General features: G+C 69.5%; 11 protein-coding genes. 3 read left to right on the top strand and 8 right to left on the bottom strand.

The annotated features are described in order from the left end of the window. Nucleotides 1–32: 32 nt before the first annotated feature. The 3 genes from ACMGDM_RS08950 to ACMGDM_RS08940 form a co-directional block, all read right to left on the bottom strand. Nucleotides 33–2609 carry a glycoside hydrolase family 3 C-terminal domain-containing protein gene (locus ACMGDM_RS08950; protein WP_436803787.1) on the bottom strand — a complete coding sequence of 859 codons (2577 nt, stop codon included), beginning with the start codon at nucleotides 2607–2609 and terminating at the stop codon, nucleotides 33–35. A gap of 175 nt (nucleotides 2610–2784) precedes the next feature. After that, nucleotides 2785–5748, bottom strand: a complete 2964-nt coding sequence (locus ACMGDM_RS08945) for a TonB-dependent receptor plug domain-containing protein (RefSeq protein WP_436803786.1) — start codon at nucleotides 5746–5748, stop codon at nucleotides 2785–2787. 356 nt (nucleotides 5749–6104) lie between these two features. After that, on the bottom strand, nucleotides 6105–7112 hold the full coding sequence (locus tag ACMGDM_RS08940; RefSeq protein ID WP_436803785.1) for a TonB-dependent receptor domain-containing protein: 1008 nt from the start codon (nucleotides 7110–7112) through the stop codon (nucleotides 6105–6107). Nucleotides 7113–7246: 134 nt separating this feature from the next. Between ACMGDM_RS08940 and ACMGDM_RS08935 the strand changes: the two genes are divergently transcribed. Together ACMGDM_RS08935 and ACMGDM_RS08930 are read left to right on the top strand one after the other, a co-directional pair. After that, a complete protein-coding gene (locus tag ACMGDM_RS08935; RefSeq protein WP_436803784.1) occupies nucleotides 7247–7627 on the top strand; it encodes a hypothetical protein in 381 nt (126 codons plus the stop codon). An 85-nt stretch (nucleotides 7628–7712) separates the two neighbouring features. Next, nucleotides 7713–8378 (top strand): HAD family hydrolase, encoded by a 666-nt coding sequence (locus tag ACMGDM_RS08930; protein ID WP_436803783.1) that lies wholly within the window; start codon nucleotides 7713–7715, stop codon nucleotides 8376–8378. An 85-nt stretch (nucleotides 8379–8463) separates the two neighbouring features. On the opposite strand, the gene ACMGDM_RS08925 is transcribed toward ACMGDM_RS08930, so the two are convergent. From ACMGDM_RS08925 to ACMGDM_RS08905, 5 genes are all read right to left on the bottom strand, one after another. Further along, entirely contained in the window at nucleotides 8464–10338 is a 1875-nt protein-coding gene (locus ACMGDM_RS08925; protein ID WP_436803782.1) for a M61 family metallopeptidase, read from the bottom strand. Next, the gene (locus tag ACMGDM_RS08920; RefSeq protein ID WP_436803781.1) at nucleotides 10335–10529 is read right to left on the bottom strand and encodes a hypothetical protein; all 195 of its coding nucleotides are present in this window, start codon (nucleotides 10527–10529) and stop codon (nucleotides 10335–10337) included. Before ACMGDM_RS08920 ends, ACMGDM_RS08925 begins: the two co-directional genes overlap by 4 nt. Before the next feature lie 231 nt (nucleotides 10530–10760). Beyond that, entirely contained in the window at nucleotides 10761–11420 is a 660-nt protein-coding gene (locus tag ACMGDM_RS08915) for a UPF0149 family protein (RefSeq protein WP_436803780.1), read from the bottom strand. Beyond that, nucleotides 11417–11587 carry a hypothetical protein gene (locus ACMGDM_RS08910; RefSeq protein WP_436803779.1) on the bottom strand — a complete coding sequence of 57 codons (171 nt, stop codon included), beginning with the start codon at nucleotides 11585–11587 and terminating at the stop codon, nucleotides 11417–11419. Before ACMGDM_RS08910 ends, ACMGDM_RS08915 begins: the two co-directional genes overlap by 4 nt. A 102-nt stretch (nucleotides 11588–11689) precedes the next feature. Beyond that, nucleotides 11690–13651, bottom strand: a complete 1962-nt coding sequence (locus ACMGDM_RS08905; protein ID WP_436803778.1) for a FecR domain-containing protein — start codon at nucleotides 13649–13651, stop codon at nucleotides 11690–11692. 155 nt (nucleotides 13652–13806) lie between these two features. Between ACMGDM_RS08905 and ACMGDM_RS08900 the strand changes: the two genes are divergently transcribed. Continuing rightward, entirely contained in the window at nucleotides 13807–15468 is a 1662-nt protein-coding gene (locus ACMGDM_RS08900; RefSeq protein ID WP_436803777.1) for a ShlB/FhaC/HecB family hemolysin secretion/activation protein, read from the top strand. Nucleotides 15469–15483: the final 15 nt, after the last annotated feature.

The following is a 15483-nucleotide window of genomic DNA, read 5'->3' as shown; positions in this document are numbered from 1 at the left end:
GCGGATCGCCCGACGGACGGCGACGCGGCGGCTCACTCCGGCAGCACCGTCCGCGTGCCCGTGATCGTCACCTCGGTCCAAACCCCGTCCGCGTCGCCCGGCTGACCGCCGCCGACGAACAGGCGATATGCCCCCGGCTCGATCGTGCGCGTGCCGTCCCGCCCAACCAGGCTGAGCGAGCGGGGATCGATCCGCAGCCGCACGTCCTGAGTGGCGCCGGGCGGGAGCGCGACGCGCGCGAAGCCGACGAGCTGACGCTGGAGCACCGGCACGGTGCGTCCCTGCGGTTGCGATGCGACCGGTGCGAGGTACGCCTGCACCACCTCCTCGCCCGCGCGCGTGCCGCGATTGCTGACGCGTACGTTCATCTCCAGCGCGCCGCCGGCGGCGACACGCACCGCCGCGGGCGTGGCGGCGGCGTAGGCGAAGCGCGTGTAGCTCAGCCCGTGACCGAACGGGTACAAGGGCTTGCCCGTGAAGAAGCGGTAGGTCCGGTTCTTCATGCTATAGTCGATGAAGGCGGGCATATCGCGCGTCGCGGCGTAGAAGGTCACCGGCAGCCGGCCGCTCGGGCTGATGTCGCCGGCGAGCAGCCCGGCGATCGCGGTGCCGCCCGCCTGGCCGGGATACCAGGCCGCAACCGCCGCGTCCGCTGTGTCCTTCGTCCAGGGATCCGCGATTGCGGCGCCGGTCATCTGCACCACCACCAGCGGCTTGCCCGTTGCGGCCAGCGCGGCGAGCAGTGCGCGTTGCGGCTCGGGCAGCTCGATCTTGGTACGGTCGCCGCCGACGAAGCCGGGCACGTCGAGCCGCAGCGCCTCGCCCTCGAGCGTCGGCGACAGGCCGGCGAAGGCGACGACCACGTCGGTGTCGCGCGCCGCCGCAACCGCCTCGGCCAGCTGCGCCGCGGCGGGCGCGACCCAGCGCAGTCCGATGCCGCCGTCGGCGCTGACATGATCGAGCTCGACGCGCAGCGCACGTGGGCGCGCATCGGCGAAGGCGACGCTCGCCTCGACTCCCTCGTCGCTGCCGCGATCGGCGATCACCGGCTGACCATCGACCCATAGCCGCACCGCGTCGTGCCCGTCGCAGTCGAAGCAGCGCGGCACTTCCAAGCGCAGCGTGTAGGTGCCGGGTGCGGGCGGCGTCAGCTGACCGGTCCAGCGCACCGCATAATGGCGGTCCTGGAGCCCGCGCGCAGGCGGCGCGCGATCCCAGTCGAAGTCGATGACGCGGTCCTGGCGCGTGAGCAGCGGCCGCCCGACGGGTGTCGCCCCGCGGAAATAGTCGCCGCGCAGGCCGGGTCGCCCGTCGGCTGACAGCGCGGTCTCGGGCACCGGCACCGCCACCCCTTCCGCCAGCACGCTGCCCTGCGCATAGCGCACGTTGGCGGCGCCGAAACGCGCCCGGATGCCTTGCAGCGGGGTGACCGGCGCGGCGGCGGTGCCGTGGTAATTGGCCTCGAGCACGTCGAGCGAGTCGGCATTGGCGCCGATCACCGCCAGCCGGGTGCCGGACGCGAGCGGCAGCCGGTCCTTGTTGGTCAGCAGCACCAGCGACTTTTCGGCGGCTTCGAGCGCGAGGTCGCGGTGTGCGGGGGTGTCGACGCTATGCGGCCCGATCCGATCCCACGGACTGCGCCGGCCGAACGCGATGCCGAGCGCGGCACGCGAGGCGAAGACCCGGCGCAGCGCCTCATCCACCTTCGTCTCGGACACGAGCCCGCGGCGAACCGCCTCGGGCAGCGCGTCATAGCTCGGCCCGCAGTCGAGGTCAGTTCCCGCCGCCAGCGCGGCCGCGGCGGCCGAGGGTACGTCCAGCCGGTAATTGTGGAAGCTCTCGATATAGCCGACCGCGTCGCAGTCGGAGACGATCATGCCGCGAAAACCCCAGCGATCGCGCGCGCGGCCGTTGAGCAGCGTCTCCGACGCACAGGCGGGCACCCCGTGGATCGCATTGTACGCGCACATCGTCGACAGCGCGCCGCCCTCGGTCAGCGCGAGGCGGAAGGCGGGCGTGTAGGTCTCCGCCATGTCGCGCGGCGACGTGTCGACATCGAAGGCGTTGCGTCCTGCCTCCGGCCCGGAGTGAACCGCGAAATGCTTGGGCGTCGCGATCGCTTTCGGGTTGGCGGCGTCAGGCCCTTGGATGCCGCGGACGAAGGCGACGCCGAGCCGCCCGGCGAGATACGGGTCCTCGCCATAGGTCTCCTGCCCCCGGCCCCAGCGCGGATCACGGAAGATGTTGATGTTGGGCGACCAGATATGCAGCCCCGCGAAGCGCGGCCGGTCCGCGTCGCGCGGGCGCACGTTGAACTTGGCGCGCGCTTCGGTGGAGACCACGTCGCCGACGCGGCGCAGCAGGTCGACGTCCCAACTCGCCGCCATCCCGATCGCCTGCGGGAAGACGGTGGCGACGCCGTTGCGCGCGAGCCCGTGCAGCCCCTCGCTCCAATAGTCATAGGCGGGCAGCTCGGCCGCGGGCCGCGCCGGCGCAGCGTTGCCGAGTTGCGCGGCTTTCTCCTCCAGCGTCATCGCGGCGATCGCGCGCTCGATCGCGGGCGCGGCGGAGGTGTCGGCCTGCGCCGCGATCAGCAGAAGAGAAAGCATGGCGGGTCCTGGTTCCTCTCAGCAAACGCACGCAGATCCTCCCCGTTTGCGGGGAGGGGGACCATGCGAAGCATGGCGGAGGGGGCTTCCGCAGGCGCTGCTCTGTGGGGAGCCCCCTTCACCATGCCCTGCGGGCGCGGTCCCCCTCCCCGGCAAGCGGGGAGGATCGGGTGGGTCAGAAGTTGGCGCGAAGACCGAGGCGGAAGGCGCGACCGACCACGTCGTACAGCGTCGGCGTGGTGATGTTGCCGGGCACCGTCTCGCCGTCGCGATTGAAGACGTTGTCCACCTTGGCATAGGCTTGGAAGGCGGGGGTGAAGCGATACGACGCGGCGAGGTCGACGTAGAGCGCGCCGGGCACGCGGTTGTGATCGTACGTCGGGCGGTTGACGGTCGAAACCGGGCAATTGGTCGAGCAGACGATGTTCTCGTTCGAGAACACGCCCGCGCTGAACCAGCGCTCCTGCACCGTGAAGCTGACCGTGTCGGTGCTCCAGTCCTGCGACGCCAGCACCTTCCAGTGCGGCACCGCGGTGGCCTCGATGTTGGTGCCGGCGAGCTGCCGCGGGATCGTGCCGGGCAGGCCCGTGTCCTGCACGAAGTTGATCGTATGCGTCGCCAGCCCGCGCAGGCTGAGCCGGCCCGGCAGGCCGATCCCGTCCAGCTTGGTGGTGTAGCTCGTCTCGATATCGAAGCCGTCGGTGAAGATCGACGCGAAGTTGAACGGCTGCACCGTGACATAGGCGGTATCGAGGTTACTCAGATCGAACGAGCCGCAGGCGAACTGCACGCCGCCGTAGCAGAGGTTGATCTGCGTCTGCGCGTCGAGCGACGAGATCGCATCGTCGATCTTGATGCGGAAATAGTCGAACGACAGGCTGAAACCCGGGAGCCAGCTGGCGCGCGACAGCACGAACCCAACCTCGGTGTTGCGCGCGATCTCGGGGGTGAGCGCACGGTTGCCGGTGGTGGTCTGCAGCACCGTGATCGAGCGGTTGCCGTTGAACGGGTCGATCGTCCCCGTGCGGTTGCTCGTGACCGGGGCGGCGAACAGCTCGGACAGGTTGGGCGCGCGGATGTCGCGCGAGGTCACGCCGCGCAGGCGGAAGCCATCGACCGGGGTGTCCCAGGTGCCGCCGACCTTCCAGGTGTAGACCGTGCCGGAGGTGCTGTAGTTGGTCGCGCGGCCCGCGACGTTGAGGTTCGCGCGACCGATCGCGTCGCTGTTGAACAGCGGCGCGTTGAGCTCGAGGTACGATTCGAGAACGTCATAGCCGCCGCTGCCGTTGCGGTAATTGCCGGCATACCAATTGCCGCCCTGGGGGTTGAGCAGCGGATCAGCGGCGTAATCCTCGTTATAGCCGTCGCCGGTGAGGATGCCATTGCCGTAGGGGTCGGCAGTGACGCGGTAGAATTCGTGGCGGAACTCGCCGCCGAACGCGACCGCCAAGGGACCCGCCGGCAGCGCCAGCGGCTCGCCGCTGACCGCGAAGCTCGCCACATCCTGAGTCTGGCGCGTGTGCTGGAACGGCCCGTTCTGCGGCTCGACATAATAGCGCGCCGCGTCAGTCGGCGTCTGCCCGCCGATCACGTTAAGCGGCGAACAGCCGCTCGCCACCGCGACCGGATCAGCGCAGGTGATCACGCCGTTGGCGCCGCGCACCGCCTGGATCGCGGCGCGGTAACGCGGCATCAGCGGGATGTTGTTGACGTTGATGTCGGTGATGCCGGTGCCGTGCTCATAATAGGCATCGTAGCGCCAGTCGGTACCGAACGCCGCGACCTTGCCCTTGGCGCCGATCACGCCGCGATACTGGTGCCGGCGCGTGTTGACGTCGATGAAATCGAACATCGGGTTGACCGTGCCGAAGCGGAAGCTGGTGATACCGTTCGTCGCGCAGGCCGCCTGGATCGCGGCCGGTACATACGGGTTCGAGCATTGGATCGTCAGATTGTCCTGCGCCGATCCCGGATTGGGCGTGTTGCTGGTGTCGACCCGCGCGACGTTCAGGGTGGCGTAGATCTCGTTATCGGGCGCGATGTCGAAGCCGATCCGAGCGTAGCTGTTGATCCGCGTGATCTCGGACTTGAAGCTGTTGCCGTTGGTGACGCTGCCGCTCAGGTCGCCGCCGATGCACGAGCCTGGCAGACAGCCGGTGCCATATTGGAAGGGCACCGGATTGCCGTTCTTGTCGAACGCCGTGCCGGCGAGCGGGCCGGCGTTGATCAGCCCGTAGCGGCCGAACAACGTGGACTGGACGTGATCGCGCACGAGATATTGCGGCAGACCGTCCGTGGCGATGCCGCGGTTCTGCACGCCGCGCGCCACCAGCCAGGTGCGGCCGTTGGGCCCATCGCCGTTGGGATCGTTGCCCACGCCGAAGCCGGCCGAGGGGATGCCGTCCTCGTGGCTGTACTCGCCGCTGAGGATCAGGTGCAGCCGGTCGTCTGCGAGCGACTTACCCACCGCCGCCTGCGCCGTATAGTTCGCGTCGTCGCCATAGGTGCTGATGCCGCCCATCACGTTGGCGCGGAAACCGGTGAAGCGCGTGTTGGTGACGAAGTTCACCACGCCGCCGACCGCATCCGAGCCGTAGGAGGCCGAGGCGCCGCCGGTGACCACGTCGACGCGCTCGATCAGCAGCTGCGGGAAGAGGCTGACGTCCGCGACGCCGGTGACATTGGCGCCGACGACGCGCTGACCGTCGATCAGCGTCAGCGTGCGGATTGGCTGGAGGCCGCGCAGGCTGAGCGTGCTGAGCCCCTGCACGCCGGTCGAGGTGCCGTTGGCACCGACGCTGGCGCCGGTCGAGCCCTGCAGCGCGGGTAGCTGCGCGACGGTGGTGAAGACATTCGGCTGCGCGTTCTTGGTGATCGCCTCGTAGCTGAGCACCTGGGTCGGCGTCGGCGCGTTGAAACCGCTCGACACGATACGCGAACCCGTGACGACGACGTCGCGTTGCGGCTCGGCCTGCGCCTCGGAGGGTACCGCCTCCGCGGTGGTGCTACCGGTGCCGCCGGTCTCAGGCTGCGGCGTGGTGACGTTGGGCGGGGTCTGCTCCGCGGCGGGCGCCTGCTGTGCCCAGGCCGGCGTCGCCAGCATCGTCGACGCGACCAGCGCCAGCGTCGTTTTCCTCATCCCCATCCGCATCGTACATGCCCCATTTCTCTTGAACGAAACCGGTCGGCTGATGCCGTCACCAGGCCTCATGCAGGCGAGCATAAGGATGCATGCGGAATTCACGCAACGATCATTTTGCATTTTTACTTATTTTATTCGGATGAACGTTCTCAATGACTTGAAGCGGACAACAGCAACGTTCCGATGACATCGCACGCGAGAAAACCCCTTTCCCGCACATAGCGCGAGAAGGGGTGAAGGCAGGTCATGGACTTGGGTCTTCGCGGGAAGCTGTCGGGGTCTGGACGCCACTGCAACGCCCGTGCGCCATCTCCGTAGCAGCGGGAGCGACCGCGGCCGCTCCCGCCGTCGCGTCAGAAGCCGTAGCTCAAACCTGCATAGCCGAACCGCCCCGGCACATCATAGGTCGTCGGGTCATAGTTGTTGAGGCTGCACGAGAAGCAGGCCGGCGGATCGGTGTCGAACACATTGTTGACGCCGAGCGTCAGCCCGATCTTTTCATCAAGCCACGACGGGCGGAACGACAGCTGCACGTCCCCGTAGAACCGGCTCTTCAGCTTGTTGCCGCCCGAGGTCTCGATCACGTCGTCGATGTAGCGGCCGGTGAACGCCGCCGCGACCGGACCGATATCCCAGTCGAGCGTCGCCTGGCCCTTGAAGTGCGGATAGGCCTGGTCGGGGCTGCCGCGCTCGGTGCCGGTATAGTTGGTGCTGGTCGTACCCTCGGTGGCGGGAACGATCTCCTCGTACCGGAGCAGATAGTTGCCGCTCACCGACAGGCCGAAGGTGCCCGCGCCGGTCGGCTGCGTGCGCAGGTTGAAGGTGGCGTCGATGCCGCGGGTGCGGATGCCGCCGGTGTTGAGCAGCACGCCGTTGATTGCCGAGATGAAGCCGTTCGGCGTGCGCCCGACCGCGCCGCACGACAGCGCATCACCGGTCTGGACGCAGCGATTGAGCAGCACCGCCGCGGGAATGGACGCGATCGCGCCGTCGACCTTGATGTCATAGTAATTGACCTCGAGGCTGAGCGCGCTGGCAAAGGCCTGCCGCGCCCAGGCCGGACTGTACACGCCACCGAACACCCAGGTGCGCGCCGTCTCCGGGCGCAGCGCGGCGTTGCCGCCGGTCTGCACGCTGATCTGCCCGCCCTGCGGCTCGGTATAACTGCCGTCGGCGGGGACGCCGTTCGCGATGCAATTGGCGCGGACCGTCGGATTGCTCTGGAACAGGCCGCCCGCCGCGCTGGTGCAGGGATCGTCCAGCGTCTGGTCGAAGCGCGACTGCGCGCCGAACAGCTCGCCAATCGTGCGTGACGGGAGTGCTCGGCACGGCAGAGGACCGAGCCGGCGACCCCGCTCCACCCCCGATCGCCCCGCGACACGTAAGCGTTGCCAGCAAAGGCGATCTTTTCAATTCGCTCATTTATCTGGGTTCTTTTCGCGACATGCCTCGTTGACGACCGCCGGCATGCGCCGGCGTCTGAGAGGATCAAGCGATGGCCGTAAAATTCGCCGGAACGATGAACGCGATCAACCGAGGCCTGGAGGACACTAAGCCGGCCAAGGGCGCCACGATGGTGGAGGATTGGGAGGCCGCGCTGGCGGAAGTGGACACGCCCGGCGCCAAGGGCATCCTTCGCGACCTCGCGTCGCTGCGCAAACAGCTCGAGAAGGACTCGCCCGATGCGGATCGGGTCCATGACCTGCTGCACCGCCTCGGCGCCGCCACGACGAAGATCGCCGACAAGTCGGACAAGTCGCAGGACAAGCTGAAGGCGCTCGGCGAGGCGCTCACCGAGGCGGGCGAAGAGCAGCCCGACGAGGAAGAAGACGCCGCGGCGGCCGCGGCCCCGAAGCGCGCGCGCAGCAAGAAGTAAGTCGGCGGCGGCGGGGCGTCCCTTTCCCCCGCCGCCCACGCCGGCGCAGACTGGGGCACCACCTGCTAGCGAAAGCGTCATCACCATGATCATCAAGGCCGTTCTGTTCGATATCGACGGCACCCTCGTCGACAGCAACGACGATCATGTCGCCGCGTGGCAGGAGGCGTTTCGCGCGGTCGGCGCGAAATTCGACGACCAACTTGTCCATGATCAGATCGGCAAGGGCACCGACATGCTCGTGCCGGCCTTGCTGCCGGGCGCGAGCGAGACGGAACAACAGCGGCTCGGCGAGGCGCATGGCAGGATCTTCAAGGAGCGCTATCTCGCGAAGGTGACGCCGTTTCCACGCGCGCACGCGTTGCTGCGGCACGTCCGCGACAGCGGCCGGAAAGTGGTGCTCGCCTCCTCCGCCTCCGGCGAAGAGCTCGACCATTATGTCGGGCTTCTCGAGGCACAGGAACTCATCGACGGCACGACCACATCGGACGACGTCGAGAAGACCAAGCCCGCGCCGGACATCTTTGCCACCGCGCTGGCGAAGCTGGCACCGCTGCACGCCAGCGAGACGATCGTCGTGGGTGACACCCCCTATGACATCGAGGCTGCGGCACGGTGCGGCATCGCCGCGGTGGCGGTCCGCTCCGGCACGTTCGCCGACCAGGCGCTGCGCGACGCCGGTGCGATCGCACTCTACGACGACGTTGCGGCGTTGCTCACCGACTTTGACGCGTCCCCGCTGGCACGCTGACACGATAACGGACAGCCGCGCGCTGCGCCTGCATCGCGGTGGGTCTTGCCCCTAAACCATCGCATCGCGCGGCGCGGACCAGCCGCTAGGACGAGCGTCGCGGTCGAAGGATGGCGCCGAGCCGATCGGCGCGATCGTCGCGCCGGACCAGAAGAGGATAGCGTAGCCGCCCCGGTGTGTGCAGCTGGACGGAACGCACCCTCACCCCGCGACGGATCAGTAGCGCGAGCGAGTCGACGCCGCTCTCCAGTACGCTGCGCAGACGCTCCACCGAGAACGGACGTTCGTCGACCGCGACGATGATCGAGCCGATCGTGAGGTCAGCGTCGAACCCCGCGCCGCCCCAGAGGACATCGCTGATGCGACCGTCGGATGCGACGCTGATACCGACGGTGTGCGTGAGATCGGTGATCCCCGACTCCGCCTCCTGGCAGCGCTGATAGGGGTTGGGCGTCTCGCCATAATCGAGTCGGTACCCGCCACGTTCGATACCGCCCAGCAGCGTTCCGGGCCGTGTCTCGTCCAGCGCCTGCGACAGAAAAGCATGCCAGTCGAACGGCACCAATTGCGTCAGCGCAGCCACGACGTCGTCCAGGTGATACGGCCGGGTAGACCAGTCGCCCTCGGCGCCGCCGAAGAAGCATCGTGCAAAATCGTCGAGCGACCGGGTGTCGCCAGACAGTTCGCGCAGGCGCGTGTCCACCTCCAGCCACAGCAGCGCGCCCTCGGCATAATAATCCTCGCTGCGCTGCCAGCTCGGCCATGGCAATGGGCTGCGCGCCGCGATGATCGGGTCGCGCGTGGTGTCGAGCAGCGGGCGCCAGCGGCTGCCGGGCCGCGCCTCGTAGCGCGCCGCGGTCAGCGCCAGCGCGCCCAGCGTCAGCTCGCGCGACCACAGGCCCGAGCGCGCGCACAGCACGTTGGTCCAATATTGCGTCTGCCCCTCATAGACCCACAAAAGGCTGTTGCGGATCGGGCGATCGAACGAGGGCGCACACGAATCCGCGCCGCGCCGGTGCTTGCCGTTCCAGCTGTGGATGAACTCGTGCGGGATCGTATCGCGGCGCGACACGTGCGCGTCCCAGCCGGTGAAATATTCGGGCGCGCTCACCGCTTCGAACGAGCGGTGATGTTCCACGCCCGCCGCGGTGAGCGTGTCGCTGAGCGCGAACAGCATATGAAAGCGATCGAACGGACGCGAGCCGAACAGCAGCAACGCCTCCGCCACCACCGCGCGATGCGGCGCGATCTGTTCGTCGGCGGCGGCGAGATGGCGCGCCTCGTCGGCGGCGAGGTGCAGGTCGACGTGCTCGTCCAGCGGAACGGTGCGAAAGTGCTGCGCCGCGAGCACGGGGGAGTCGACCAGCGTGTCGAGCGCGCTGCGCTCAAACGTCAGACGCTCACCGTCACCGCGCTCGAACGCGATGGCGCACGCTGCGTCCCATTTTTCCGGAAGCGCGAGATGCGCGTCGACGCGGATTTCGGCGGCGGCATGGCCCGCGGGATAAAGGATCACCGCATTCCACGGCAGCAACAGCATGTCCGGCGAACTGATGAGGCGTCCTTGCGCCGGGTCGGTGGGCGAGAGGAACTGGAACTCCGCCGTGATCGCATCGACCTCGCGCGGCACCGTCACCGCAAAGGCATGAACCATCGTGGGATGACGCCGCCACGGAAGCGGCTCGCCGGCGGCGGTGAACGACAGGCCGGCGAGCAGCTCGATCGGCGCCACCGGTGCATGGAAGCCTGGCAGCCATTTGGGGTAGAGCAGCACCAGCTCCCCCGCCCGGGTCACCGGAATGACCTCGCGCACCCGGAGAATACCGCGCCATCGGTCGCTGGCGTCCACATTCAGCGCGATTGGTCCTGCATACGGTTCGTCGCGCGGCTCGGGGATGTCGAACACGTCGGTGTCGCGGCCCGGCAGGGTGATGGCGTCGGAAGCGGGAGCGTCGGTCACGACATCGCGGCGATCGCTTCGGCGCAATAGATGCGCGCGACGACGACGCCGGTGCGATCGAGCACATCGACGCGACCCTTCGGGTCCAACGCCGGTTCGCCGCTGCTGCCAAAGGTGCGGCAGAGCCGTCGATTGGCGCAGGCCATTGCGTGCCAGAGATCGGGAACGCGAAGCCGCTGATCCGCGATCACGTGGCTCGACTTGTCCATGTAACGGAGAGAAAAGCACGGCATGCTGTTCTCAACTCGACATGCACAAAGAAGGTTCTGATCTTAAACGTCATTAAGACGTTTTTTAAAACTTGCCACTTACATCAATGTAAGACGCCTCACGTCGCAACATGCGTCAAGGAAGAGCCGGTCTACTCCGATGCCACGCCCGGCTGTGTCGCGCCGGCACTCATCGCCGGAACGAACAATCGTTCAGCCGCAGCAGCGCTTGTGCTTTTTCCCGGATCCGCAGTGACACGGATCATTGCGTCCCCTCTTGGCCTCCGCTGCGCGCGTGGATGCAGGCGATCCGATAGTCTGAGGAGACGGGCGCGCCGCGTACAGCAGCTGAACGGCGTCGATCATCTCGCGCGCCGCCCGCTCCTCGAACGCGTTGATTTCCACGCTGTCGAGTTCGCTCTCCTCGCGCGCGATCGCGATCAACGTCGCCAGGCGCGAACAGGGCTCAGCCGTCAGCGGTTCGTCGGCCAGCGCTTGCCAATCGTCCGGGCGAAGCGCGATCGCCGCCGCGAACCCGTCGATCCAATATTCCCACAGGACCTCGCCGCCGCGATCGTCCACATCGAGGATCGGCTGAAGCTTGCCGCGCGCGAGATCGCGCGCGATCTCGTCACGCCGCGCGGCAACGGCGGTGGCGAACCAATGCACGTCGAGCGGATCATCGAAGGGCGGAACGCCCCCGCTCTCCGCTCCCCACACGACCATCATCCACTCGCCCTGCTCGATCGGCACGGGGCAGACCAGCAATCCGGTGAGAAAGCCGTCGAGCTCGGTAAGGAGCATCGGCTCCGCCACGGGCAGGTCCGCAAGCGCACCGTCCAGGCGCCGAAAACGCGACGGCAACGCCTTCACAAGCTGAGATTCCGCCGCCGCAGTTCGGCCTCCGCCAGTTCGCGCAATGGGGACGGATCGCGTTCGACGAAGATATCGGCGAAGTCGAGCAGGTCGTCGTCGCCGAGTTCCATCACCGCGGCGCGTACCGCGGCCAGGCGCTCGAGCGCTCGCCCGGACTCGGCCACGCGACGCTTGTTTCGAATCTTAAGCATTCGCGATGCGCTAGCAGGATAAAGCGCGAGAAGCAGCAGCCACCGCGCCGCATGAAGCCTAGTCGCCCGGAAGCGTCACGGCCTGCCGGGACCGACGATCTTCTCGACGTGCTTGACCGCCTGCTCGTCGACATGGCCCTTCTTGGCTGCATCGTCTGCGGCCTTCTGCGCTGCACGAGCGGCGTCGTCCGCGGCTTTCTGTGCCTCCCGGGCGATCCGCTCCTGCTCCTTGGCCGCATCCGCCGCTGCCTTGGCGGCCTGCTTCTCGGCGTCGGTCGCGGCCCTGGCCTGGTCGCGCGCGGCCTTCTCCGCGTCGCGTGCGGCCTTCTCCTGCTCCCGCGCCGCTTTGTCGGCCGCGGCGCGAGCCGCCTGATCGGCCGCTCTCTGCGCCTGGTCCGCCGCTCTCGCGGCATCCTGCGCCGCGCGCTGCGCGGCAGCGTCGGACAGCGCCTTGGCGGTGTCGCGCGCGATCCTGTCCGCCGCGGCGAGCGCCGCAGCCGCAGCAGCGTCACGCGCGCCCTTCGAGGCCGCCGCCGCCGCGCCAGCGGCCTGCGCTGCCTGCGCACGCGCAGCGGCAGCCGCCTGTGCCGCCGCTGCGCGAGTCGCCTCGTCGGCGCCGTGCTGCGCGTCCGCCGCTGCTTCCGCCGCGGCGGCGGCCTGGCGGGCTGCTTCGGCGGCCTGCTCGAGCGAGGAAGCGCTCGCCTCCGCCTGCGCCTGCGCTGCCGCAGCCGCCGCCTCGGTCGCGGCAGCGGTCACCTGCGCTTGCGTCATCGCCGCCTGCTGCGCCGCCGCCTGCTGCTGCGCCATGATCGCCGCCTCGGCCATCTTGCTGCTCTGCTCCGCCTGGCTCATCGCCGCGAGTTGTGCCGCCGCGGCTTGCTCATGCGCGACGTCCGCCTGCGCCGCCGCGAGCGACGAGGCCTGCGCGGCCGCCTCGATCGCCTGCGCGCGGGCGGCCGCCTCTGCCGCGGCGCGCTCGGCCCCGGCGTTGGCGGCGGCGGCCGCTGCCGCCTCGGTCGCGCTCTGCTGCGCCGCCGCGCTCGCCACGGCCTGCTCGCCGCGCGCCGCCGCGATCTCGCTGGCGACCTCGACCACCTTGACCGCCGCGACGGAGGCCTCGGCGGCGGTCTTGGCCGCACTCGCCACCGCGGCGAGCGCGACGTTGGCGGCGGCCGGAACGGCGCTACCCTGGCCGAGCGTGCCCTGGACCAGCCCGCCCGTCGTGTCGGCGAGCGCGACCGGCGCGGCGTAAACCGTCTCGGCGACCGCGACGACGGTCTCTGGCGCCGCCACGGGCGCCGCCGCGGCGACGGCCGGCTCCGCCGCAGCGGTCACCGGAGCAACTGCCGCCACCGTCTCCGTCGGCATCGCAGCGGCGGGCGCGGCCGCGACCGGGGCAACCGCAGCGGTTTCGACCGCGACCGGTAGCGCGGCAGGCGCCTCTTTCGGCCGCGCCGGCGACTCGAGCACGCGGCGCACGCCGCCTTGCTCGATCGCCATGCGGAAGCGATCGCCCGCCTCGACCTGCGCCACCGCGCCGGGGGTGAGCAGATCATGCGCGCCGCCATCGCTGGTAGCGACCTCCACCGCCCCTTCGATCACCTGCAGCGAGCTGCCGGTATCGCCGACGCTGACGCCGAAGGTCGTGCCCTTGACCACTGCGGCGAGATACGGCGTCTGCACCTCAAAATGCGGCGTCATCTTCTTTTTGATCATAAAGACGACGTTGCCGAACTCTTCGACGATGCGGGTCATGCCCTTGGTCTCGGTCGCAGCCGGCAGGGTGAGCCGCGAGGCCGGCGCCACCAGCATGAACTCGGTGCCGCGCACCAGCACCGCGCGGGCGCCCTTCGCGGTGGTCACGGTGTCGCCCGCGGCGATCGCCGCGCCACGCGTCGCTACCTTGGTGATGCCCGCGCGCGTGACCTGCACCTCGCCCTGCGCCTCGCTGATGCGCCATCCCGCCGGCGCCGCGCCGGCGGCGGGCGCCAGCGTGGCGGTGGATGCGGCCAGCAACGCCAGGATCGGCTTACGCATGTTAATCTCCCCATGCCGCCCAGGCATGCCGAGCTGCGGGGTAGAAGCTGAGCGTTGCGAAGAGCTTAGCTCGAATGGTTAGCGAGATGACGCGACGCTCGTAACCAAATCGGAACCCGCTCCGTCCTAGGCCGCCGCGCAAACAGGGACGCCCGATGCTATCTCACACCACCACCCGACTTCTGTTGCTCGGTGCGGCGACGCTCGCGCTCGCCCCGGCGGCGCTGGCGCAAACCGCGCTTGACCGGGCCGATCCGACGATCGCCGCACGTGCGTTGCCGCGGCCTTCGCTGGATCAGCCCGAGCGGGCTGCGGCCACCGAGGTGGAGGCGGCGAGCCGCGCCGCCGCTGGCGCCGCGGTGACGCCGCCGGTGCGCGCGGTGACGGTGCGAGGCGCCGACGCAATCCCGGCGTCCGCTTTTGATGCCGCGATCGCACCGCGACTCGGTCGAGCACTCGATCGCGGCACGCTCGCGACCTTTGCCGGCGAGATCGCCGGGGTCGTGCGTGCACGCGGCTATCCTTTCGCCACCGCGTCCGTCGCCGCCCAGCCGATGGCGGACGGCACGCTCCACGTCGACGTCGAGCTGGGGCGGATCGACGCGGTGCGCGTGATCGGCGCGCGCAGCGAGGCCGCCGACACGCTGCTGGTACACGCGCTCACCGGGCGCGGCGCGGTGACTCAGGCCATGCTCGAGCGCGCGCTGCTGCTGGTCGGAGACGTGCCCGGCGTCCGTGTCACGGACACGCGCTACGTCCGCCAGGACGGGTTCGGCATCCTGCTGGTGACGATCGCGACCGATCGCGCCAGCGCCTATGCGCAGCTCGACAACCGCGGCAGCACCGAGGTCGGGCCGGTGCGCTCGACCCTGCTCGCCGCGCTGCGTGGCGTCGCCGGCGACGGCGACGAGCTGTCGCTGGTCGTCGCGCAGACGCCGTTCGAGCCGAGCGAGTTCGCCTTCCTGCGCGCGCGCTATGCGGCGCCGGTCGACTCGGCGGGATCGGTGCTGGCGGTGGCGGGGTCGATCGCGCGCTCCAATCCCGGCGCAGCGCTCAAGCCGCTCGACGTCGTCGGACGCAGCGGCGATCTCTCGGTGAGCTATGCGCGCGCGCTGGTGCGGACGCGGGCGCGCAGCCTGTGGGGCAGTGCCGAGCTTCGTGCGGTCACCGTCACCCAGACGCTCAAGGGCGCGCGGCTGCGGCGCGACCGGCTCGCCACCGCGACGGCGACGCTGAGCGGACAGGCGAGTGTCGCCGGTGGCGCTATGCGCGGTGAGCTGGCGGGCGTGATCGGGCTGCCGCTCGCCGGGGTAAGCCGCGCCGGCGACGCGCTGCTCTCACGCGCCGACGGCGACGCGCGGTTCGTCGCCGCGACCTGGCAGATGGATTATACGCGGCGGCTGACCGGCCGCGTCAGCGCGGTGATCGCCGGCGCGGCGCAGCTCGCCTCGCGACCGCTGCTCGCCACTGCCGAGATCGGGCTCGGTGGACCAGGGTTCGCGCGCGGCTACGATTATGCCGAGCGCACCGGCGACCAAGGTGTCATGGCATCGGCCGAACTGCGCGCCGACGTCGGCCGCGTCCTGCCGGGGATCATCGACCGCGTGCAGGGCTATGCCTTCGCCGACGCGGGACGCGTCAGCAACCTGCGTGACGGCGCCGGAAGCGGCGCCTTGGCCTCAACCGGCGTGGGCGTGCGCGCGGGCGTGGGACGGCTCGACGGAATGGTCGAGCTCGCCTATCCGCTCAACGCCGATCGCTTCGACACCGGCAATCGGGCGCCGCGGCTCTCGCTGCGACTGTCGCGCACCTTCTGATGCACGGACATGACG

Origin of the sequence: Sphingomonas larreae (assembly GCF_051400595.1) — a bacterium.
Taxonomy (GTDB): domain Bacteria; phylum Pseudomonadota; class Alphaproteobacteria; order Sphingomonadales; family Sphingomonadaceae; genus Sphingomonas.
Note: the sequence above shows the minus strand (reverse complement) of the source record. Positions and strands in the feature narration are given on the sequence as shown.

Excerpts from the sequence above, each read along its gene's own strand:
- ACMGDM_RS08950 (WP_436803787.1), bottom strand. The coding sequence starts at position 2,609 with ATGCTTTCTCTTCTGCTGATCGCGGCGCAGGCCGACACCTCCGCCGCG.
- ACMGDM_RS08945 (WP_436803786.1), bottom strand. The coding sequence starts at position 5,748 with ATGAGGAAAACGACGCTGGCGCTGGTCGCGTCGACGATGCTGGCGACG.
- ACMGDM_RS08935 (WP_436803784.1), top strand. The coding sequence starts at position 7,247 with ATGGCCGTAAAATTCGCCGGAACGATGAACGCGATCAACCGAGGCCTG.
- ACMGDM_RS08930 (WP_436803783.1), top strand. The coding sequence starts at position 7,713 with ATGATCATCAAGGCCGTTCTGTTCGATATCGACGGCACCCTCGTCGAC.
- ACMGDM_RS08905 (WP_436803778.1), bottom strand. The coding sequence starts at position 13,651 with ATGCGTAAGCCGATCCTGGCGTTGCTGGCCGCATCCACCGCCACGCTG.
- ACMGDM_RS08900 (WP_436803777.1), top strand. The coding sequence starts at position 13,807 with ATGCTATCTCACACCACCACCCGACTTCTGTTGCTCGGTGCGGCGACG.